Source organism: Luteimonas wenzhouensis (assembly GCF_007859305.1).
In the GTDB taxonomy this organism is placed as follows: domain Bacteria; phylum Pseudomonadota; class Gammaproteobacteria; order Xanthomonadales; family Xanthomonadaceae; genus Luteimonas; species Luteimonas wenzhouensis.
The window spans coordinates 19,320-40,261 of record NZ_VOHE01000004.1; the positions used below are offsets into that span (position 1 = coordinate 19,320).

The window sequence follows — 20,942 nt, forward strand, 5'->3', positions numbered from 1 at the left end:
AAGCGACCCGATCCCCACGCCGGACCCGATGGACGAGATTCCCACGCACGCCCTGGACGCGCTGCGGGCGCAGATCATGGCCATGCCCCCGGCGCGCGCGATGCAGCTGCGCGTCGCCGCCGGCGGCGGCGGGCGCCTGCGCCTGGAAGCGCCGCTGGCCGCCAACGTCAACGACAAGGGCACCGCCTTCGGCGGCAGCCTGGCGTCGCTGATGACGCTCGCGGCCTGGGGCCTGACCGCGCTGCGGGTGGAGCTGGCCGGGCTGCCGGCCGAGGTCTACGTGGCCGATTCCCGGGTGCGCTACCTGGCGCCGCTGCGCGGGGACCTGGTGGCCGAGGCCTGGCTGGAGGAGGGCGGCTGGGACGGGTTCCTCGACACCCTGCGCCGTCGCGGCCGCGCCCGCGCGACCCTGGCCGCGCACGTGCTGCTGCCCGGCGGCGGCGTGGCCGCCGCGTCGCGCTCGCGCTACGCGGCCATCCTCAAGCAGGATCCGCCGGCGGCATGACAACCGGCCGGCGCTTGCCTAGCATGGCCGCGACCACCCCGGGGAGCGGCACGATGCGACATGGGCGGAACGTCCCGATGGCCTGCGCAGGCGTCCTTGCCTGCCTGCTGGCGGCCTGCGCCAGCACCAGCAAGGAGATGTCGGCGCTCGACCGCGCCCAGTACGACTGGTCGGCGGCGATCCGCTGGGGGCAGGTGGAAGGCGCCTGGGAGATGGTCGACCCGGCGGTCCGCGAAGCGCGGCCGATGACCGACCTGGACTTCGAGCGCTACCGCCAGGTCCAGGTCTCGTACTACCGGGACATCGCCTCGCGCCGGGGCGACTCCGAAGCCCTGCGCGAGATCGAGGTCGGCGTGATCAACCGCCACACCATGGCCGAACGCAGCCTGCGCCATACCGAGGCGTGGCGCTACGACCCCGAGGCCAGGACCTGGTGGAACGTGTCCGGCCTGCCCGACTTCTGGGACGGGGAGTAGCGCCGGACCGGCCGCGCGCGGCCCGCCCGGCAACGGGCGGGGTGCTGTGCGACAATCCCGTCCCCCTCCAGACCCGATCCGCCGTGGACTTCCAGGAACTGCTGGCCTTCGCGGGCCGCCACCAGATGCTGTCGCTGATCTTCGTCGGCCTCACCGGCGGCATCATCCTGAACGAGATCTTCGGGCTGCTGCGTCCGTTCAAGGGCGTGCGCCCGTCCGAGGTCAGCGTGCTGGTCAATCGCGAGAACGCGCTGGTGGTGGACCTGCGCCCGATCGCCGACTTCGACAAGGGCCACATCCCGGGCTCGAAGAACGTGCAGATGAGCCAGTTCGACCCGGAGAACAAGAAACTGGCCGCGGCCAGGGCGCTGCCGGTGGTGCTGGTGTGCAAGACCGGGTTCACCGCCGGCGACGCCGCCAAGCGGCTGAAGAAGGCCGGCTTCCAGCGCGTGTACGTGCTCGAGGGCGGCATCGGCAGCTGGCTGCAGGCCGACCTGCCGCTCGCCCGCGGCCGCGGGTGACGCGAAATGCGATAATCGCCCCTTCACCATCTTCCGATACCGGAGCAGTCCCAGGATGACCGAACAAGCCCCCAACGGCGGCGCCGCGCCGGCGCAGCAGCCCACCGGCCCGCAGTTCAGCGTGGAGAAGATCTACGTCAAGGACGTCTCGTTCGAGTCGCCCAAGGCGCCGCACGTCTTCAACGAGCAGGGCCCGCCCCAGATCAACATGAACCTCAACCAGCGGGTCACCCGCCTGGGCGAGAACGCGTTCGAGGTGGTGCTCGGCGTGACCCTGACCTGCACCGCCGGCGAAGGCGAGGGCAACACGGTGTACATGGTCGAGGTGCAGCAGGCGGGCGTGTTCGGCCTGGCCGGCTTCGAACCGCAGGTGGTCGACGCCCTGCTCGGCACCCAGTGCCCGAACGTGCTCTACCCCTACGCGCGCCAGCTGATCAGCGAGCTGATCCAGGCCGGCGGCTTCGCCCCGTTCCTGCTGCAGCCGATCAACTTCGACGCGCTGTACGCCGAAGGCCTGCGCCAGCGCCAGGCCCAGGCGCAGGCCGAGTCGCAGTCCGCCCCGGGCGGCGACCTGGCCAACAGCGAGACCGCCGGCAACGCCTGACCCATGGCGACCCCGGCCGTCGCGGTCGCGGTCCTCGGTGCCGGTTCCTGGGGCACCGCGCTTGCGGCGCTGATCGCCCGTCACGGCTTCCCCACCACGCTGTGGGGGCGTGACGCGGCGGTCGTCGCGGCGATCGACCAGCGCCACGAGAATCCGCGCTACCTGCCCGGCATCCCGCTGCCGGACAGCCTGCGCGCCACCACCGACCTGGCCGCCGCGGTGCGCGGTGCCGACCTGCTGCTGGTGGTGGTGCCCTCGCACGCCTTCACCGAGACCCTGCGCGCGCTCGCGCCGCTGCGCCCGCCGCATGCAGGGGTGGCCTGGGCGGCCAAGGGCTTCGAGCCCGGCTCCGGGCGCTTCCTGCACGAGGTCGCCACCGAACTGCTCGGCGGCGACGTGCCGCTGGCGGTGGTCACCGGCCCCTCGTTCGCCAAGGAGGTGGCCCAAGGGCTGCCGACCGCGCTGACCGTGCAGGGCGAGAACACGGCCTTCGTGCAGCAGGTCGCCTGCGTGCTGCACGGGCCGGAGTTCCGCGCCTACACCGGCAGCGACATGCGCGGTGCCGAACTCGGCGGCGCGATGAAGAACGTGCTGGCGGTGGCCACCGGCGTGGCCGACGGCATGGAGCTTGGCCTCAACGCCCGTACCGGCCTGATCACCCGCGGCCTGAACGAAATGCTGCGGCTCAACGCCGCGATCGGCGGCCGCCCCGAGACCCTGATGGGCCTGGCCGGCCTCGGCGATCTGGTACTCACCTGCACCGGCGACCTGTCGCGCAACCGCCGCCTGGGCCTGGCCCTGGGGCGCGGCAAGACGGTGGAGGACGCCGTGCGCGAGATCGGCCAGGTGGTCGAATCGGTGCAGACCGCCGACGAGGTGATGCGCCTGGCCGACCGCTATGGCCTGGAGCTGCCGATTTCCGAGAGCGTGCGCGACGTGCTCCACGGCGACATCACCCCGGCCGAGGGCCTGGCCCGGCTGATGGCGCGCGAGCGCAAGGCCGAGTATCCCGAGGCCCTGTTCCAGGGCGCGCAGGACTGAGGGGCCTGCCCGCCCGCCCCGGGCGGCCGGACGACCGCGCCGGTGCCATGCCCATCGCCACCGGGCCCGTGTCCACCGGCAGTTCCTGAAGGGGTGGGGGCGGCCGCGGCCCGCGGCGACGCGCGGGCGCAAAAAAGCCCGGCCGTTTCCAGCCGGGCCACGGACCGACGTCGGGAGAGAGAGGGAGCGACGCCGTCGTCGTGGCCAGGGAGGCCGGGGCCTGCCTGGCGGCTTCCCGTCGGTCCAGGCCTGCTGCCGCGGAGGGGCGCTGGCAGGATCACGTGGAAAGCCCTGATATGAAGATCGCCCGGGTGAAGGGGAGGGAGCACACCGTCGGGGAGAACGGGTCACCCGGGCGAGGGCTGTATTGTCGGGCATCGCCGCGCGCATTGCATTAATATTGTACTACTGGGTTCAGGAACTCTCCGTTCTGCTGCCGGAACGCTGGCGGGTCGGTCCCGCGGATTCGGCACGCACCAGCGCACGATAATCGCGTGGCGGCATGCCCACCGTGGCCCGGAACTGGCGCGCGAACGCGCTCTGGTCGGTGAATCCGCAGGCCTGGCCGATCTCGGCGATGCTCCCTTCGCCATGCAGCATGCGCATGGCGGCCTCGATCCGCAGCTTGGTGAGCATCTGCTGCGGGGTGATCTGGAACACCCGGCGGAACAGCCGTTCCAGCTGGGAGACCGAGACCCCGGCGATCGCCGCCAGCGCCGCGGCCCGCAACGGCTCGTCGAAGTGCGCCTGCATGTGGGCCAGCGTCTGCTGCAGCCGGGCGAACGAGGAATGCTGGCTGTCGGGCTGGCCGAGGTCGCGCGAGATCCCGATCAGGCCGCTGATGCGCGCGCCGTCGCGCAGCGGCTGCTTGAAGGTCAGGCACCAGCCGCGCCGGCGGTTGGGGTACAGCTGCAGTTCGAGCACGTTGTCGAAGGTCTCGCCGGCCAGCACCCGGCGGTCCTGGGCGATATAGGTCGCCGCCAGGCCGGGCGGATACAGCTCGAGCACGCTCCTGCCGATGATCTCCTCGCGCCCGCGCAGGCCCAGGCGCTGGACCAGGGTCCGGTTCACGTGCACGTACCGGCACTGGTCGTCCTTGATGAAGAACACCACGTCCGGCAGCGGGTCGAACAGGCCCTGCAGCTGCGCCGGCGGAAGCTGGAAGTCGATGGCGGCGTCTCCGGAAGTCGCGGCGCCGGTGTGGTGGCGCCGTCATCCCATTATGCACGCATCGGCGTTTCCGGACGGGGCTCCGCGGGGGAGGAAGCCATCGCATGCAGGAACGACATGCGGATCACCGGTCAGCGTATGTGCGGATCACCGCATGAGGCCGGCAGCTCACGCGGCGCCGTCGAAGCCCAGCTGGCGCCAGGCCTCGAACGCCACCACCGCCACCGCGTTGGACAGGTTGAGGCTGCGGTTGCCCGGGCGCATGGGCAGGCGCAGGCGCCGGTGGGGGGGCACCGACGCGAGCGCCTCCTCCGGCAGCCCGCGGGTTTCGCAGCCGAACACGAACGTGTCGCCGGCCAGGTAGCGCGGCCGGTCGTAGCGCACGCTGCCGCGGGTGCTCACCGCGAACACGCGTTCGGGCGCGATCCGCGCCAGCGCCTCGGCCAGCGTGTCGTGGACCTGCACCGTCGCGTACTCGTGGTAGTCCAGCCCCGCCCGGCGCAGGTGGCGGTCGTCCAGGTCGAAGCCCAGCGGCCGCACCAGGTGCAGGCGCGCGCCGGTGTTGGCGCACAGCCGGATCACGTTGCCGGTGTTGGGCGGGATCTCCGGCTGGTGGAGGATGATGTCGAACACGATCGCCGCGAACCGAAGGGAGGCGGTGATTGTCGCCCGCGCGGCCGCCGATGGCGCCGCCGGCCCGCGTGCCTACCAGGGGAGCGCGGCGCCCTGCCAGTCGAGGAAGCGGCCGCTGTCGCTGCTGTCCAGCCCCGCGACCACGCGCAGCATGCCGGCCACGGCTTCGGTCGGCGCCACCTCGGCATTGTTGCCGCCCATGTCGGTGCGGACCCAGCCGGGGCTGATCGCGACCACCACGATCCCGCGCCCGGACAGCGCGTGCGCCAGCTGCACCGTGGCCATGTTCAGCGCCGCCTTGCTCATGCAGTAGCTGGGGGTGCCGAAGCGACCGGCGAGGGCGATCGCGCCCAGGCTCGAGGACAGGTTGACCACCCGCGCGCCGTCGGCCAGCAGCGGTTCCAGCGTCTGGGTCAGCAGCAGCGGGCCGATCGCGTTGACCCGGAAGCTGTCCTCGAAGTTCGCGGCCGACAGGCTGCCCAAGCGCTCGCCCGAATGCAGCACGCCGGCGTTGTTGACCAGCAGCCCCAGGCGCGCCCCTTGCCCGAGCACCAGCGGCAGTTCGCGCGCCAGCTCCTGGTGCGAGTGCGGGCGGGCGAGGTCGAGCGGCAGCACGTGCAGTCGCCCGGGGTGGTCCCCGGCGAGCGTATTGAGCGCGTTGGCCCGCCCGGGCTGGCGGCAGGCGGCGATCACGTGGTCGCCCTGCGCGAGCAGCTGGCGGGTGAACTCCAGCCCCAGGCCGCGGTTGGCGCCGGTGACGAGGACGTGGCGTCTGGTCATCTTCCCAGTGTGCGCACGCTGTGTTCAGGCGGCGTCGTCGTCCAGCGGGACCTGCGTCCGGGCCCGGCCCGGCGCCTTCGCTACCATGGCGCGTTTCCGCTGCCTGGACCCGACATGCCGACGTTCCGATCCGCCCTGCGCCCCGCCCTGCTCTCGTTCGCCTTCGTCCTGGCCACCGGACTGGCGGCCCTGGCGGCGATGGCCCGTGCCGCGGACGAGGTCGCCGTCGACATCCCCTACGACACCTTCACCCTGCCCAACGGCCTGCGCGTGGTGGTCCACACCGACCGCAAGGCGCCGATCGTGGCGGTCAACGTCTGGTATCACGTGGGCAGCAAGGACGAACCGGCCGGGCGCAGCGGCTTCGCCCACCTGTTCGAGCACCTGATGTTCCAGCGCAGCGAGCACCACGACGGCGAGTTCTTCGAGCCGTTCACCGCGGTCGGCGCCACCGACCAGAACGGCACCACCAACGCCGACCGCACCAACTACTTCCAGAACGTCCCCACCACCGCGCTGGACATGGCGCTGTGGATGGAGTCCGACCGCATGGGCCACCTGTTGGGCGCGATCGACCAGGCCGCCCTCGACCAGCAGCGCGGCGTGGTCCAGAACGAGAAGCGCCAGCGCGAGAACCAGCCCTACGGCCAGGTCTGGGAGCGGCTCACCCGCGCGCTGTACCCGAAGGACCATCCCTACGGGCACAGCGTGATCGGATCCATGAACGATCTCGATGCGGCTTCGCTCGACGACGTGCGGCAGTGGTTCCACGCCTGGTACGGGCCCAACAACGCGGTGCTGGTGCTGGCCGGCGACATCGACCTGGCGACCGCGAAGGAGAAGGTCGCCCGCTACTTCGGGCACATCCCCGCCGGACCGACCATGGCCCGGCCGCCGGTGGACGTCGCCCGCCGCGCGCACTCCACGCGCGAGGTGATGCACGATACGGTCCCGCAGCCGCGCATCTACCGGGCCTGGAACGTGCCCGAAACCGGCAACCCCGAACTGCAGCACCTGCAGCTGCTGGCCTACCTGCTCGGCGGTGCCCGGTCCTCACGCCTGGACTCGCGCCTGCTGCACGGCGACCGGCTGGTGGACGGGGTCAGCGCTTCGGTCAGCCCCGGCCAGCTGGGCTCCAACTTCTACATCGTGGCCACGGTCAAGGAAGGCGTGGATCCGGCGCAGGTGGAAGCAGTGATCGACGAGGAGCTCGCGCGCCTGGTCGGGGAGGGCCCCACGGCGGAGGAACTCGAACGCGCGCGCACCACGATCCGCGCCGGCTTCATCCGCGGGATCGAGCGTATCGGCGGTTTCGGCGGCAAGGCCGACGTGCTGGCCGAATGCACCGTCTTCCACGGCGACCCGGGCTGCTTCCGCGAACAGCTCGCGACCCTCTCCAGCGCCACCGCCGACGACGTGCGGCGCGCCGGTGCGCGCTGGCTGGGCGAGGGCAGCCACACGATCGTGGTCGAGCCGGGCGAGCGCACGCCGCTGCCCGAAGAGCCGGCGGCCCGGCCCGAGCCGTTCGAGCTGCCGGCGCCGGACCCGAAGTACAGCACCCTGCCGCCGGCGGTCGACCGCAGCCTCGGCGTGCCGCGCACCACCCAGTTCCCGGAACTGAAGTTCCCCGCGCTGCAGCGCGCGCGCCTGTCCAACGGCAGCACCGTGATCCTGGCCGAGCGCCACGAGGTGCCGGTGGTGCAGCTGGCCTACGTGTTCGACGGCGGCCACGCCACCGATCCGGCCGACCGCGCCGGCACCGCCGAGTTCGCCATGGGCCTGCTCGACGAGGGCGCGGCCGGCCTGGGCCCGCTGGAGTTCGCCCGCCGCGCCGAACTGCTGGGCCTGGGCCTGGGCGCCAGCGCCTCGCAGGATGGCGCCAGCGCCTGGGCGTCGGCGCTGCGCGAGAACCTCGACCCGTCGCTGGCCCTGTTCGCCGACATGGTGCGGCGCCCGAACTTCGATCCGGCCGAGATCGAGCGGGTGCGCGCGACCTGGATCGCCGGCATCCGCCAGCAGAAAGCGCGCCCGGCGGGCATGGCCGGGCGTGTCCTGCCGGGGCTGCTGTACGGCCCGGACCATCCCTACGGCCGCCTGGGCAGCGGCACCGAGGCGTCGATCGCCGCGCTCGGCCGCGAGGACCTGCTCGCCTACCACCGGCGCTGGGTGCGCCCGGAAGGGGCGACGGTGATCGTGGTCGGCGACACCACGCTGGCCGAGATCGTGCCGTTGCTCGAGCGCCACTTCGGCGACTGGGCCGGCGAAGACCAGCCGCCGGCGCCGGTGGAGCTGCCGCAGGTGCCGCTGCCGCCGGCGCCGCGGGTGTTCCTGATCGACCAGCCCGGCGCGGTCCAGGCCAACATCTTCGCCGGCCACCTGGTGCCCTCCAGCACCGACCCGGGCGCGGTGCGGCTGGAGCTGGCCAACGGCGTGCTGGGCGGCGACTTCACCGCGCGCCTGAACATGAACCTGCGCGAGGACAAGCACTGGTCCTACGGCGCCCACAGTTCGCTCGGCGGCGCACTGGGCCAGCGCCGCTGGCTGGTGTCGGCGCCGGTGCAGATCGACAGGACCGGCGAGGCGATGGCCGAGATCCAGCGCGAGGTGGCCGACTTCGCCAATGGCAGGCGGCCACCCACCGAAGCCGAGGTGGCGCGCGCCAAGGCGATCCAGACGCGGACCCTGCCCGGCGCCTACGAGACCGCGTGGTCGGTGCTCGGCACCATCAGCGGGATCGTCCGCTACGGGCGCCCGGACGACTACGTGTTCCGGCGCAAGGCCGAGGTGGAGGCGGCGACGCCGGCCGAGGTCGCCGACGCGGCGCGCACGCTCCGGCCAGAGGCGCTGACCTGGGTGGTGGTGGGCGATCTGGCGCTGACCGAGGCCCCGGTGCGCGAACTGGCCCTGGGCGAGGTACAGGTGATCGATGCCGACGGCAAGCCGGTCGCCAGGTGAGGTCCGCCGGCGTTGCGTGCCTGCCGTCGCCGCGCCGGCGCGACCGGTCCTGCCGGTCGCCGATCTCTGAACGTCCCTGCTACGCCTGCCGCCGCAACCTGAACCGCGCAGCCGATCCCGGCACAATGCGCTGTCGCGTTCCCCCATTGCCCGCGAGGTAAGTTCCGATGCGCAAGATCCTGACCGTCTCCCTGGCCCTGGCGCTGTCCGCGTGCACCTGGGTGCACATGGCGCCGGGCGCGGCCGCGGTGAGGGTCGCCTCCAGCCCGCCGGCCGGTTGCGAGAAGCGCGGCGAGGTGGAGGTCTCGGTGAAGCACTCGATCGCCTTCATCGAGCGCAACCCGATCAAGGTCCGCGACGAGCTCGAGACCCTGGCCCGCAACGAGGCCCCGGGCCTGCAGGCCGACACCATCCACCCGCTGACCGACCCGGTCCGCGGCAGCCAGCGCTTCGCGGCCTGGCGTTGCGGGCGCTGAGCCCGGCCGGGTCCCGGGGCCGCACCGATCCTCCGGCGGTGCCAATCGGGATGGCCGGAGTCGGGACCGACGAAGAAGCCGAAGCCTGAGCGACGACTGGTCCGTTGACGTCGCCGCCGTGGGGCCCCGGCGCGGAGGTGTCTGCCGATCCGGCGTGGGGGCTGGCACCGCCTCGCTCCGGCCGCTGGCATCCGCTCCGACCGCTGCGTCCCCCGGGAAAAGGAGCCACTGCCCTGTCGGCGCAGGATCTGGCCGCGCCCCCGTTCAGCCGAATCATGCGCACCGGGGCGGGAAGGGGTACCCTATACGGCTCCGTTTGTTGCATAGCAGCACGCCCATGCTCTTCCAGCACGTCGCCATCGCCGGCCTGGCCCACATCGACGCTCCCCGCCGGCTGTCCTCGGCGGAGATCAATGCGCGGCTCAAGCCGACCCTCGACCGCCTCGGGATCAAGGCCGACGTGCTCGGCGACATCGCGGGCATCCACTCGCGCTACCTGTGGGAGGACAATGTCCAGGCCTCCGATGTCGCCACCCTGGCGGGGGTGAAGGCGCTGGCCGATGCCGGCATCGATCCGGACAAGGTCGGCCTGCTGGTCAACACCTCGGTCAGCCGCGACTACCTCGAGCCGTCCACCGCGAGCATCGTCTCCGGCAACCTCGGCCTGCCCGAGACCTGCCAGAACTTCGACGTCGCCAACGCCTGCCTGGCCTTCATCAACGGCATGGACATCGCCAGCCGCATGATCGAGCGCGGCGAGATCGACTACGCCCTGATCGTCGACGGCGAGACCGCGAACCTGGCCTACGAGAAGACCCTCGAGCGCCTGACCCGCGAGGACGCCACCGAGGAACAGTTCCGTAACGAACTGGCCACCCTCACCCTCGGCTCCGGCGCCGCGGCCATGGTGCTGGCCCGGGCCGAACTGGCGCCGGGCGCGCCGCGCTACAAGGGTGGCGTCACCCGCGCGGCCACCGAGTGGAACAAGCTCTGCCGCGGCAACCTCGACGGCATGATCACCGACACCCGCACCCTGCTGCTGGAAGGCATCAAGCTGGCGCAGAAGACTTTCGCCGCGGCCCGCCAGGCGCTGGGCTGGGCGGTCGAGGAACTCGACCAGTACGTGATCCACCAGGTGAGCAAGGTCCACACCGCGGCCTTCACCAAGGCCATCGGCATCGACCCGAAGAAGGTCATGACCATCTTCGGCGAGCACGGCAACATCGGCCCGGCCTCGGTGCCGATCGTGCTCTCGAAGCTGCGCGAGATGGGCCGCCTGAAGAAGGGCGACCGCGTGGCGCTGCTGGGCATCGGCTCGGGCCTGAACTGCTCGATGGCCGAAGTGGTCTGGTAACGCGCGCCGCCGGGCGGTGAAGCGAGGGCCGGCCCGTCCGGCCCTCGTCGTGTCCGGTGTCCGGGCGCGGGACATGTATCAGGATCCGGGGACGATTGAACATGTCGGCCCGGACATGTACAAGAAATCCAATTCTCTATACATGTAGAGCGTGCAATGTCCCTGCCATCCCTGCACGCGCTGGACCCTGCACGCTTCGAGACCGTTGCCATCCTGAAGCGGCTGGCGGCCGCCAGCCGGGCCCTTGCCGAGCTCAAGGGCGTGGCGGCCACCATTCCCAACCAGGGATCCTGGTCAGCACCCTCACGCTGCAGGAGGCGAGGGACAGTTCCGCGATCGAGAACATCGTCACCACCCAGGACGACCTGTACCGCGACGAGGATCCGGCCGACGCCGTGGGCACCGCGGTCAAGGAGGTCCTGCGCTACCGTCAGGCGCTGCGCGCCGGCTACAGCCGGGTCCGCGAGACCGGCCTGCTGACGCTCAACACGATCCTCGACGTCCAGCAGCAGCTCGAATGCAACCGCGCGGGCTTGCGCAGGTTGCCGGGCACGGCCCTGCGCGACGCGGCAGGCAACCTGGTGTACGAGCCGCCGCCCGACGCCAACGAGGTGCGCCGGCTGATGGGGGACCTGGAACGCTTCATCCACGACGATCCGCCGTTCCCCGCCGACCCGCTGGTGAAGATGGCGCTGGTCCACCACCAGTTCGAGAGCATCCATCCCTTTTACGACGGCAACGGGCGCACCGGCCGCATCGTCAACGTGCTTTACCTGGTGAAGGAAGGGCTGCTCGACATCCCGGTGCTCTACCTCAGCCGCCACATCGTGCGCACCAAGCCGGACTACTACCGCCTGCTGCATGCGGTGCGCGAGGCGGATGCGTGGGAAGACTGGGTGCTGTACATGCTCGACGCCGTGGCCGCCACCGCGTCCGAGACCGTGGCCACCGTCCAGGCCATCCGCCGGCTGCTCCAGGACACCAAGCAGCGCATCCGCGCCAACTACAGGTTCTACAGCCAGGACCTCATCAACAACCTGTTCAACCACCCCTACACCCGGGTCGAGTTCGCGCAGCGCGAACTCGGCGTGTCGCGCATCACCGCCACGCGCTACCTCGATGCGCTGGCGGCCGATGGCGTGCTGGAGAAGATCCGGGTGGGTCGCAACAACTACTACATCAACCGGCCGTTGTTCGCGCTGTTGAGCGCGGGAGCGTCACCACCGTGAGCGAAGCCCACCACCACGACGCCGACGGGTTCATCGCCAAGTGGCAGGGCGTGCCCGCCAGCGAGCTGTCCACGTCGCAGAGCTTCCTGATCGAACTGTGCGAGCTGTTGGGGGGTGCCGCGCCCGCATCCAACGCCCGAGCAGGACTACATGTTCGAGCGTCCGGTCACCTTCGTGCACGGCGACGGCGGCACCAGCGTCGGCCGCATCGACCTGTACCGCCGCGGCGCCTTCGTGCTCGAGTCCAAGAAGCTGCGCCAGGGCACCGGCCACAAGGGCTTCGACGACGCCCTGCTGCGCGCGCGCAGCCAGGCCGAGGCCTACGCCCGTGCGCTGCCCGCCAGCGAGGGGCGCCCACCGTTCCTGGTGGTGGTGGACGTGGGCCGCCGCATCGAGCTGTATTCGGAGTTCAGCCGTTCCGGCGGCACCTACGTCCCGTTCCCGGACCCGAGCAGCCACCGCATCGCGCTGCAGGACCTGCGCAGGGACGAGATCCGCGAGCGCCTGCGCCGGGTCTGGCTCGACCCGATGTCGCTGGACCCCAGCCGCGAGTCCGCGCGCGTCACCCGGGACATCGCCCACCGCCTCGCCCGGCTGGCACGCAGCCTGGAACAGGCCGGCCACGCGCCGGAACAGGTGGCCCAGTTCCTGATGCGCTGCCTGTTCACCATGTTCGCCGAGGACGTCCACCTGCTGCCGGACAACGCCTTCCGCGAACTGCTGCACAGGTACCGCGAACAGCCCGACGTGGCCATGCGCATACTCGCCCAGCTGTGGCGCGACATGGACGCCGGCGGCTTCTCGGCCGTGCTGGCCCACGACGTGCTGCGGTTCAACGGCAAGCTGTTCAAGAGCCCGGACACCCTGCCCCTGGACGGCGACCAGATCGACCTGCTGGTCGAGGCCGCGAAGGCCGACTGGCGCCATGTCGAACCGGCCATCTTCGGCACCCTGCTGGAACGCGCGCTGGACGCGAAGGAGCGCCACAAGCTCGGCGCCCACTACACCCCGCGCGCCTACGTCGAGCGCCTGGTGCTGCCCACGGTGATCGAGCCGCTGCGGCAGGAATGGGGCCTGGCGCAGGCCGCCGCGGGCACGCTGGCGGGCGAGGGCAAGGCCGACGAGGCGGTGCAGGAACTGCTGCGCTTCCACCATCGCCTGTGCAGCGTGCGCGTGCTGGACCCGGCCTGCGGCTCCGGCAACTTCCTGTACGTGACCCTGGAGCACCTCAAGCGCCTGGAGGGCGAGGTGCTCAATGCGCTGGACGAGCTCGGCTACCGCCAGGCCGGGCTGGCGCTGGGCGGGGACCGCGCCGACGCCCTGGGCGGCGAGACGGTGGACCCGCACAACCTGCTGGGCATCGAGCTGAACCCGCGTGCTGCGGCCATCGCCGAGGTGGTGCTGTGGATCGGCTACCTGCAGTGGCACTTCCGCACCCGCGGCGACGTGAACCCGCCGCAGCCTGTGGTGCGCGACTTCCGCAACATCGAGTGCCGCGACGCGGTGCTGGCCTACGACGGGGTCGAGCTGGTCACCGACGAACACGGCCGCCCGGTCACGCGCTGGGACGGCGAGACCATGAAACCCTCGCCCGTCACCGGCGAGCCGGTGCCCGACGAGACCGCGTGCAAGCCGGTGGAGCGTTACGTCAACCCGCGCAAGGCGGCCTGGCCGAAGGCGGACTTCGTGGTGGGCAACCCGCCGTTCATCGGCAACAAGCGCATGCGCCTTGCGCTGGGTGACGGCTACGTGGAAGCCCTGCGCAGCGCATGGCCGGAAGTACCGGAAACCTCGGATTTTGTCATGTACTGGTGGCACTACGCCGCGCAGCTGACCCGGCAGGGTGCGCTGGAACGGTTCGGATTCATCACGACCAACTCGATCCGGCAGACGTTCAATCAGCGGGTTGTTCAGCCTCATCTTTCAGACAAAAAGGGGGCACTATTCTTGGCGTTTGCGATTCCCGATCACCCGTGGGTGGATGGATCGGATGGTGCCGCAGTACGCATTGCCATGACGGTCGCGACGAGGGAGGTGGCTACTGGGATTCTCCAGACCGTGGTCATGGAAGACGCGATGGAACATGGTGAGTTCAGTATCCAGCTTGCGACTCAACGTGGACAGATCCAGTCAAATCTTCGGGTCGGAGCAAACATCAACAGCGCACGCCCGCTCATTGCAAATAGGGGCATCTGCTTCCAGGGTGTGAAGCTCGTCGGCAGTGGCTTCCGTCTGGATGAAGCCACATATATGGCACAGGATAAGGAGGATCGCCCTGTTCTCAGAGAATACTGGACCGGTCGCGATGTCACAGCACGCCGCGTTCCGGAGTGGGTGATCGACTTTTTCGGAATGGAAGAAGACGAGGCGAGAAAACAACACCCACGCCTTTACCAGAAGCTCGTTCACGATGTGAAGCCGTTCCGCGATCAGGTTGCACGCGCCAGTCACCGGGAGCGGTGGTGGGTGTTCGGCGAGCCGCGCCCGGGGCTCCGCAAGGCCCTTAAAGGACTGAACCGCTACCTGGCAACCTCTGAGGTGTCCAAGTTCAGGACATTCGTTTTCCTGCCTTGGCCGGATACGTTGCCTGACGGATCATTGATGGCTATCGCCATCGAAGATGCTTTCTTTGCTGGCGTTCTATCCAGTGTGGTGCACATAACCTGGACGTTAGCAACCAGCGGAACCCTAGAGAATCGCCCTCGATACAACAATACACAGTGCTTTAGTAACTTTCCTTTTCCCGACATTGAGACTGTTGAAGGCGCGGACATCCGGCGTTTGGTCGAGGAACTAGACGCCCACCGCAAGCGCCAGCAGGCCGCGCATCCCGGCCTGACTCTGACCGGGATGTACAACGTGCTGGAGAAGCTGCGCGCGGGCGAGCCGCTGAGCGCGAAGGAGCGCGCCATCCACGAGCAGGGACTGGTGTCGGTGCTGCGCCAGCTGCACGACGACCTCGACGCCGCCGTGCTCGAAGCCTATGGGTGGTCCGACCTGCTGCCGCTGCTGCGCGTGGCGCATGGCAACGAGTCGCCGGCCGAAGGCCAAAGCCGGGAGGATGCGAAGCGCGCGTTCGAGGAGGCGGTGCTGGATCGGCTGGTCGCGCTCAACGCCGAGCGCGCCGCCGAGGAGGCGCGCGGCATCGTGCGCTGGCTGCGCCCGGAGTTCCAGAATCCCGCGGGCGGTGGCCAGGCGCCGGAGCAGCCCGCCCTGGGCGGCGTGGAGCACGACGGGGGCGACGCGGCGGAGGAGGCCATCGTCGCAGCAGTGGCGGTGCAGGCCGGCAACAAGCCGAAGCCCTGGCCCAGGGATGCGGTGGAGCAGGTGCGCGCGGTGGCCGAGGTGCTGGCCGGCAGCGCGCATCCGCTGTCGGTGGACGACGTGGCGGCCCGCTTCACCGCACGCGGCCCATGGAAGCGGCGCCTGCCGCAGTTGCTCGACATGCTCGTGGCACTGGGCCGCGCGCGCGAGCAGGACGGCCGCTACGAACCGGCATGACCGCGCGGCCGCGCCGCGCGGCAGTCCGCTTCCCGGCTACTGCGCCCCGCAGCACTTCTTGTATTTCTTCCCGCTGCCGCAGGGGCACGGGTCGTTGCGGCCCGGGCCGTCGTCGCGGCGCAACGGGGTGCGCGGGGTGAGCGCCTCGACCCGGTGGCGGTTGAGGTCGGCCAGCATGCCGGGGACGCTCATGATGATTTCCAGCCGCTCGCGGTAGGTCACCGGCGCGGCCGGGGCGGTGGGGTCGGCCGGGTCGATGACCTCGCCGCTGGCGAGCCGGTCGAGCAGGTCGAGCGCCTCGCCGATCCAGTCGTGCCCGTCCAGCCAGCGGTCCCAGGCCTCCTCGCGCAGGGCCACGCCCTCGAAGAAGCCCAGCGCCCAGTCGTGGCCGACGTCGAGTTCGTCCTCGTGCAGCGCGTCCTCGCCCTCGAGTTCGGGATCCTCCGGCAGCCACATCAGCGGCGCGAGGTGCTCGGGCAGGTCGTCGCCCTCGAAGCGCGCGCGCGCGGCGCACATCGCCAGGTGCGCGTCGAGCAGGCCGTGGACCTCGCGGCGTTCGGCCTCGCTGTCCCAGCGCGGCTCCTTGCCGCCCCAGACCACCGGCCTCCATTCGTCCGCCGGGATGTCTTCGGGCGAAACCGCCAGGGCGGAGAGGAAGCCGTCGAGCGCTTCGAGGTTGAAGCCGCGGAACGGGACCGCGCGCCGGTCGAGCAGGTCGGACAGGCGTTCGATCTGGCCGTCGTCGAGGCCGGGAGGTGCAGCGGTCATGGGCGAAGGCTCGTGCGTTGAAACGTGCATGGTAGCCGCCCGCGGCGGCCTCCCGCCGGGAGACGCCACCGCAGGCCCCGCGCCCCCGCGGTGCTCCTACAGGATCCAGCCGCCGTCGACGGTCAGTTCGGCGCCGGTGACGAAGCTCGCGTCCGGGCCCGCGAGGTAGGCCACCGCGGCGGCGATGTCCTCCGGCTTGCCGATGCGCTTGAGCGGCGTGGCCTCGACGCCGGCCTTGAGCGCCTCGGGATCGACGCCGCCGAGCATCGGCGTCTCGATGTAACCCGGGTGCACCGAGTTGACGCGGATGTGGTCGGGCGCGAACTCGACCGCGGCGGTCTTGGTCATGCCGCGCACCGCCCACTTGGTGCCGACGTAGGCGCCGGACCCGGCGAGCCCGAGCTGCCCGGCGATGGAGCTGATGTTGACGATGCTGCCGCCGCCGGCCGCGCGCATCGGCGCCAGCGCGTGGCGCATGCCCAGGAACGTGCCGAACTGGTTGACCCGGAACTGGCGCTCGACGCCGGCGAGGTCGGCCTCTTCGATGGTCCCGGCCTCGTAGATGCCGGCGTTGTTGACCAGGACGTCGAGCCGGCCGAAGGCCGCGAGCGTGGCCTCGACCACGGCCCGCCAGGCGCCGTCGTCGGTGACGTCGTGGGCGAAGAAGCGGGCGCGCTCGCCAAGCTGCGCCGCCAGCGCCTGGCCGTCGGCCTCGAGCACGTCGGTAATGGCGACGTGCGCGCCGTCGGCATGCAGCCTGCGCACGATGGCCGCGCCGATGCCGCGCGCGCCGCCGGTGACCAGGGCGGTCCTGCCTGCCAGTGGAGTCCCCATGTGCGGCTCCCGTCGATGTGTCCGGCTGCCATGCTGGCCGGTGGCGGCCGCGGGCGCATTGATCGGGGTCAACGCGGCGGCGGCCGGGACCGCCGCTGGCGTCGCGTCAGGCGGGCGTCGGCACCGCTTGCGCGGGCTGGCCGCTGCGTTCGAAGGCGACTTCACGCAGCGCGCCGCCGACCAGGATCACCCCGGGCAGGCCCGGCGCGACCCCTGCCGCCGCGCCGGCGAGGCGGCCGAGCGTGGTCAGCGTGCGCCGTTCGCCCGCCTGGGTCGCCGCCTGCACGATCGCGGCCGGGGTGCGCGCGGGCAGGTGGCACAGCAGCGCGCGCGAGCGCGTCGATCCTGCGCACGCCCATGTAGATCGCGAGCGTGGTGCCGGTGGCGCAGAGCGCGGCCCAGTCCGGTTCGCCATGGTCGGCGGTGTGGGCGGTGACGAAGGTGACGCCGTGGCAGTGTTCGCGATGGGTGAGCGACACGCCGAGCGACGCGGCGGCGGCGAACGCGGCGCTGACGCCGTTGACGATGCGCACAGGCACGCCGGCGGCGCGCAGGAACGCGATCTCTTCGCCGGCGCGCCCGAACAGCAGCGCGTCGCCGCCCTTCACCCGCACCACGCGCAGCCCCTGCCGCGCGTAGCGGCGCATCAGCCGGCAGATGAAGTCCTGCGGCGTGGAGCGGCAGCCGCCGCGCTTGCCCACGCGCAGCACGCGCGCGCCCGGCGCGAGTTCGACGATCGCCGGGTCGACCAGTTCGTCGAGCAGCAGCACGTCCGCCGCCTGCAGGTCGCGCACCGCGCGCAGGGTCAGCAGCTCCAGGTCGCCGGGGCCGGCGGACAGGAGCACGACTTCGGCCGGGATCGGGCGCGGCAGGTGCGGATCGTTGCTGGCGGGGTCCATGGCGGTCTCCGGTGGCGGGGCGGGGTCATGCGCGGACGGGTTCGGCGACCAGGCGCAGCAGCTGGGGGGTGCAGGAGCCGCAGACCGTGCCGCAGCCAAGGCGCGTGCGCAGCGCGGCGAGGTCGGCGCCGTCGCGCACCGCGGCGCGGATCTGGGACTCGCTGACCTGGCGGCAGACGCAGACCATCGGGTCGCGCACGGCCGCGGCCGCGGACGAGAACGCGGCCAGGCGCGGGCCGGTCCAGGGGCGGTCGGCAAGGGCGGCCTGCAGCAGGGCATCGCCGCCGGGTCGCGCGTCGGCCCACAGCACGCCTTCGATCCGCGAGCCGCCGTCGTCTTCGCGCCAGGCCACGCGCCGCAGCAGGCCGCGGCGCGCGTCGCGGTACTCGAGCGTGTCCGGTCCGGTGTCGAGGTCCAACGCATCCTCCAGCCGCTGCATCCACGCCGCGGGCATCGGCTCCGCGGCCGCCGCGCGCAGCACCATCCAGGCTTGGTCGTCGCCGGTACTCTCGGCGCAGGGATGCAGTGCCAGCCCCGCATAGCCGCAGTCGCGCAGCAGTGGCTGCAGCGCGGCGTGCAGTGCCAGCGCATCGCCGCGGCGCGCGGCCAGCAGGTGCCAGCCGAACGTCGCCTTCTCCACCCGCACCGCCGCGTGTCCTCCCCGGCATCACCACCCGCCCGTAGGAGCGGCTTCAGCCGCGACCGGGCCGCTGCAAACCCCCGTCTTCCCGCGCAATCTCCCTCGTCACGCAGCGCGGTCCACGCACGGATCCCCGCACGCGCGACCCACTCATTCCGCGACCGCGTCCCCTGACGTGATCAGCTGGCGCAGTTCCTCTTCCAGGCGGGCAATGCGCTCGGCCAGCGCGCTCGCGGTGCCCGGATCGACGTGCACCAGGCTGTCGAGCAGTTCCGACAGCCGCAGCAGGCGCTCGCGGTGCCCGCGCACGTCGAGCGGGTTGCGGCGGCCGCGCAGTTCGCGCGCCTCCGCCTGCCCGCCGCCGCGCTGGTGGAACTCGCGCAGCGCCAGGCCCAGGCGCGAGGCGATGCGCAGGTCGGCGTCGCTCCACGGCGCGCTGGTGCCGCGCACGGTCTCGGTCCAGGCCTCGAAGCTGCGGCGCGGCCCGAGGCGCTGGCCGTCGTCGCCGAGCTCCATCGGCTGGTCGGGGCGCCCGGCCCAGCGCACCTCCTCGACCTGTTCGCGGCGGAAGAACAGCAGCCATTCGTCGCGCGCCGGATCGAGCGGCAACGCCAGCACGCCGGCGACGCCGCCGGCGGCCTCGCGGCCAGGGCTCCAGTCGTCGCAGCGGTCGGTGGCCACGGGCGCGCCGGGCGTGGCCGCGCGCCACAGCCAGGCGAGCAGGTCGGGCATGCGCTCCGGCGGCGGGCAACGGCCGGCCGCGTGCCAATGGCCGGACTGCAGCAGCACCACGCCGTCGGCCGGGACTGCGCGCTGCAGCAGTTCCAGCTCGGCCGGCAGCGCCAAGCGCGGATCGCTGGCGGCGGACAGGCGCTGGGCGAGTGTGTCGCGCACACCGCGCGCCTCCTCCTCGAGCCGCGCCGCCTCCTGCTGTTCGCGCGCGGCCACGCGCATCGAGACGAACAGGCCGAACAGGTCGGCCGCGGCGCGGATGCCCGCGGGCACCGGCCGCGGCGTGCGGTGGTGGCAGGCGATCAGGCCCCACAGCCGGCCGCCGGCGACGATCGAGATCGACATCGACGCGGCCACGCCCATGTTCGCCAGGTACTCCAGGTGCACCGGCGAGACGCTGCGCAGCGAGAGCTGACTCAGGTCAAGCGGACCGCCGCCGGGATTGCGGTCGGGCAGGATCGGCACCGGGCGGTAGCGCGCGTCGGGAATCACCCGGATCCGGCTGTGCAGGTACAGCCGGCGCGCCTGCGGCGGGATGTCCGAGGCCGGGTAGCGCAGGCCGAGGTAGGGGGGCATGTCCGGTTCGCGCGATTCGGCCACCACCTCGCCCGAGTCGTCGTGGCGGAAGCGGTACACCATCACCCGGTCGTAGCCGGTGAGCTTGCGCACCTGCTCGGCCACGCGCTCGTGGAAGCCCGCCTCGTCGAGGCCCTGGGCGATGCGCGCGATCATCGCCTGCGCCACCAGCGTGGGCGAACGGTCGCCGGCGCCGTGCACGTGCGGCTCGATCTCGATGTGGACCAGGCCTTCGGCGGCATGCACGCTGACCTCGCACAGCTTCGCCGACGGGCCGATGTTCGCCACCGCCGCGCGCTGGGCCGGCGCGCCGGGATCGCTGAAGCCGATGGTCTCGGCGATTGCCTGGATCACGTCGTCGGTGATGAACTCGCGCAGCGAGCGGCGCAGCATCGCCTCCGGCGCCGCGCCGGTGAGTTCCTCGACGTTGGCCGAGACGTTGGTGATGGTCCAGTCCGGCAGCCGGGAGCTGACCAGGTAGCCATGCGGCTGGATCGCGCCGGACAGGTGGATCGGCTCGCTGGCGCAGGCCTGCAGGGCGCGTTCGAGTTCCGGGGTCATCGGCAGTCCTCTGGCAATGGCATGGGGATGCGGTCGAAGCTGCGCTCGAAGCAGGTGTACACGAGAGTGAAGGCATCGCGCGCGCCGGCCACCGCCCCGGCGCCGCGCGCCTCGTCGTCCGCGCCGTGTCCGCGCAGCTGCGCGAGCACGGCGTTCCAGTCCTCGCCTTCGGCGTGGCGGGCGAGGAAGTCGCCGCCCCGGCCCGGTCCGAAGCCGAGCCGGCGCGCGTCGCGCAGCAGCCTGCGCGCGCCGAGGCTGCTGCCGGCCATCACGTAGTGCCAGCCCAGCCGCGCGGCATGCCCGGCGACGGGGACGCAGCGTCCTTCCGCCGGCAGCGGCGGCAGCGACAGCGCGGCGAGGTCGCCGGCCAGCCACGCCGACCGGCGCGGCAGCGCGCCGGTGGCGCATTCATAGTCGACGGCGAAGCGGTGCATGCCGAGCAGGTAGCGGCGGTAGGCATCGACCGTGTCCAACCCGCGCGGGAACAGCGCATCGACGCGCGCGTGAAGGTCGGCCGTGGCGGCGCGCAGGTGCGCGCGCAGGCACGGCGCTGCGTCACCGTCCCGGGGCGGTTGGCGGATGCTGGAAGCGTTCCCGTCGATGCGCCCTAGGGTACAGGTTCCCCGGCGCGGCAGGCGGCGGCCGGGTTCAGCCTGGTGAGCCGGCTACAATGCGCACCCCGTTCCC

General features: G+C 71.8%; 17 protein-coding genes and 3 pseudogenes. 11 read left to right on the forward strand and 9 right to left on the reverse strand.

Annotated elements, in window-relative coordinates:
- Positions 1-28: 28 nt before the first annotated feature.
- From FQY79_RS08860 to FQY79_RS08880, 5 genes are all read left to right on the forward strand, one after another.
- Entirely contained in the window at positions 29-505 is a 477-nt protein-coding gene (locus FQY79_RS08860) for a YiiD C-terminal domain-containing protein (RefSeq protein ID WP_146312571.1), read from the forward strand.
- Positions 506-582: 77 nt separating this feature from the next.
- Positions 583-981 carry a hypothetical protein gene (locus tag FQY79_RS08865; protein WP_146312572.1) on the forward strand — a complete coding sequence of 133 codons (399 nt, stop codon included), beginning with the start codon at positions 583-585 and terminating at the stop codon, positions 979-981.
- A gap of 83 nt (positions 982-1,064) precedes the next feature.
- A complete protein-coding gene (locus tag FQY79_RS08870) occupies positions 1,065-1,502 on the forward strand; it encodes a rhodanese-like domain-containing protein (RefSeq protein ID WP_146312573.1) in 438 nt (145 codons plus the stop codon).
- A 55-nt stretch (positions 1,503-1,557) separates the two neighbouring features.
- On the forward strand, positions 1,558-2,106 hold the full coding sequence (secB, locus tag FQY79_RS08875) for a protein-export chaperone SecB (RefSeq protein WP_146312574.1): 549 nt from the start codon (positions 1,558-1,560) through the stop codon (positions 2,104-2,106).
- Positions 2,107-2,109: 3 nt separating this feature from the next.
- On the forward strand, positions 2,110-3,147 hold the full coding sequence (locus FQY79_RS08880; RefSeq protein WP_146312575.1) for an NAD(P)H-dependent glycerol-3-phosphate dehydrogenase: 1,038 nt from the start codon (positions 2,110-2,112) through the stop codon (positions 3,145-3,147).
- A gap of 414 nt (positions 3,148-3,561) precedes the next feature.
- On the opposite strand, the gene FQY79_RS08885 is transcribed toward FQY79_RS08880, so the two are convergent.
- From FQY79_RS08885 to FQY79_RS08895, 3 genes are all read right to left on the reverse strand, one after another.
- Positions 3,562-4,317: an AraC family transcriptional regulator gene (locus FQY79_RS08885; RefSeq protein WP_146312576.1), complete on the reverse strand. Its 756-nt coding sequence runs from the start codon at positions 4,315-4,317 to the stop codon at positions 3,562-3,564.
- 168 nt (positions 4,318-4,485) lie between these two features.
- Positions 4,486-4,980: a tRNA (cytidine(34)-2'-O)-methyltransferase gene (locus tag FQY79_RS08890; protein WP_146312577.1), complete on the reverse strand. Its 495-nt coding sequence runs from the start codon at positions 4,978-4,980 to the stop codon at positions 4,486-4,488.
- Between the two features lie 42 nt (positions 4,981-5,022).
- Positions 5,023-5,730, reverse strand: coding sequence for an SDR family oxidoreductase (locus tag FQY79_RS08895; RefSeq protein WP_146312578.1), 708 nt, complete (start codon positions 5,728-5,730; stop codon positions 5,023-5,025).
- Between the two features lie 114 nt (positions 5,731-5,844).
- Here FQY79_RS08895 and FQY79_RS08900 point away from each other — a divergent pair, with 114 nt between their 5' ends.
- The 6 genes and pseudogenes from FQY79_RS08900 to FQY79_RS08920 all read left to right on the forward strand — a co-directional run bounded on the left by FQY79_RS08900 (position 5,845) and on the right by FQY79_RS08920 (position 15,245).
- Positions 5,845-8,685 carry a M16 family metallopeptidase gene (locus FQY79_RS08900; RefSeq protein ID WP_146312579.1) on the forward strand — a complete coding sequence of 947 codons (2,841 nt, stop codon included), beginning with the start codon at positions 5,845-5,847 and terminating at the stop codon, positions 8,683-8,685.
- Positions 8,686-8,852: 167 nt separating this feature from the next.
- Positions 8,853-9,161: a DUF4156 domain-containing protein gene (locus tag FQY79_RS08905; protein WP_146312580.1), complete on the forward strand. Its 309-nt coding sequence runs from the start codon at positions 8,853-8,855 to the stop codon at positions 9,159-9,161.
- 337 nt (positions 9,162-9,498) lie between these two features.
- A complete protein-coding gene (locus FQY79_RS08910) occupies positions 9,499-10,515 on the forward strand; it encodes a 3-oxoacyl-ACP synthase III (RefSeq protein WP_146312581.1) in 1,017 nt (338 codons plus the stop codon).
- A gap of 101 nt (positions 10,516-10,616) precedes the next feature.
- Positions 10,617-10,907: pseudogene (locus FQY79_RS15885) on the forward strand (Fic/DOC family N-terminal domain-containing protein); the annotation flags it as partial.
- Positions 10,908-10,910: 3 nt separating this feature from the next.
- Entirely contained in the window at positions 10,911-11,744 is an 834-nt protein-coding gene (locus tag FQY79_RS08915) for a Fic family protein (protein ID WP_246123062.1), read from the forward strand.
- A gap of 150 nt (positions 11,745-11,894) precedes the next feature.
- Positions 11,895-15,245: a class I SAM-dependent DNA methyltransferase gene (locus FQY79_RS08920; RefSeq protein WP_222434270.1), complete on the forward strand. Its 3,351-nt coding sequence runs from the start codon at positions 11,895-11,897 to the stop codon at positions 15,243-15,245.
- A 36-nt stretch (positions 15,246-15,281) separates the two neighbouring features.
- Here the strand turns inward: FQY79_RS08920 and FQY79_RS08925 are convergent, their stop codons facing one another.
- The 6 genes and pseudogenes from FQY79_RS08925 to FQY79_RS08950 form a co-directional block, all read right to left on the reverse strand.
- A complete protein-coding gene (locus tag FQY79_RS08925) occupies positions 15,282-16,013 on the reverse strand; it encodes a UPF0149 family protein (RefSeq protein WP_146312582.1) in 732 nt (243 codons plus the stop codon).
- Between the two features lie 96 nt (positions 16,014-16,109).
- Positions 16,110-16,847, reverse strand: coding sequence for an SDR family NAD(P)-dependent oxidoreductase (locus FQY79_RS08930; RefSeq protein WP_146312583.1), 738 nt, complete (start codon positions 16,845-16,847; stop codon positions 16,110-16,112).
- A gap of 106 nt (positions 16,848-16,953) precedes the next feature.
- Positions 16,954-17,746 (reverse strand): annotated as a pseudogene (gene cobA, locus FQY79_RS08935) (uroporphyrinogen-III C-methyltransferase).
- A 25-nt stretch (positions 17,747-17,771) separates the two neighbouring features.
- Positions 17,772-18,401 (reverse strand): annotated as a pseudogene (locus FQY79_RS08940) ((2Fe-2S)-binding protein); the annotation flags it as partial.
- A 135-nt stretch (positions 18,402-18,536) separates the two neighbouring features.
- Positions 18,537-20,255, reverse strand: a complete 1,719-nt coding sequence (locus FQY79_RS08945; protein WP_146312585.1) for a GAF domain-containing protein — start codon at positions 20,253-20,255, stop codon at positions 18,537-18,539.
- A complete protein-coding gene (locus FQY79_RS08950) occupies positions 20,252-20,728 on the reverse strand; it encodes a biliverdin-producing heme oxygenase (RefSeq protein WP_146312586.1) in 477 nt (158 codons plus the stop codon). The genes FQY79_RS08945 and FQY79_RS08950 overlap by 4 nt, the downstream gene beginning before the upstream one ends.
- Positions 20,729-20,942 lie beyond the last annotated feature (214 nt).

Excerpts from the sequence above, each read along its gene's own strand:
- FQY79_RS08860 (WP_146312571.1), top strand. The coding sequence starts at position 29 with ATGGACGAGATTCCCACGCACGCCCTGGACGCGCTGCGGGCGCAGATC.
- FQY79_RS08865 (WP_146312572.1), top strand. The coding sequence starts at position 583 with ATGGCCTGCGCAGGCGTCCTTGCCTGCCTGCTGGCGGCCTGCGCCAGC.
- secB (WP_146312574.1), top strand. The coding sequence starts at position 1,558 with ATGACCGAACAAGCCCCCAACGGCGGCGCCGCGCCGGCGCAGCAGCCC.
- FQY79_RS08880 (WP_146312575.1), top strand. The coding sequence starts at position 2,110 with ATGGCGACCCCGGCCGTCGCGGTCGCGGTCCTCGGTGCCGGTTCCTGG.
- FQY79_RS08895 (WP_146312578.1), bottom strand. The coding sequence starts at position 5,730 with ATGACCAGACGCCACGTCCTCGTCACCGGCGCCAACCGCGGCCTGGGG.
- FQY79_RS08900 (WP_146312579.1), top strand. The coding sequence starts at position 5,845 with ATGCCGACGTTCCGATCCGCCCTGCGCCCCGCCCTGCTCTCGTTCGCC.
- FQY79_RS08905 (WP_146312580.1), top strand. The coding sequence starts at position 8,853 with ATGCGCAAGATCCTGACCGTCTCCCTGGCCCTGGCGCTGTCCGCGTGC.
- FQY79_RS08910 (WP_146312581.1), top strand. The coding sequence starts at position 9,499 with ATGCTCTTCCAGCACGTCGCCATCGCCGGCCTGGCCCACATCGACGCT.
- FQY79_RS08920 (WP_222434270.1), top strand. The coding sequence starts at position 11,895 with ATGTTCGAGCGTCCGGTCACCTTCGTGCACGGCGACGGCGGCACCAGC.
- FQY79_RS08925 (WP_146312582.1), bottom strand. The coding sequence starts at position 16,013 with ATGACCGCTGCACCTCCCGGCCTCGACGACGGCCAGATCGAACGCCTG.
- FQY79_RS08930 (WP_146312583.1), bottom strand. The coding sequence starts at position 16,847 with ATGGGGACTCCACTGGCAGGCAGGACCGCCCTGGTCACCGGCGGCGCG.
- FQY79_RS08945 (WP_146312585.1), bottom strand. The coding sequence starts at position 20,255 with ATGACCCCGGAACTCGAACGCGCCCTGCAGGCCTGCGCCAGCGAGCCG.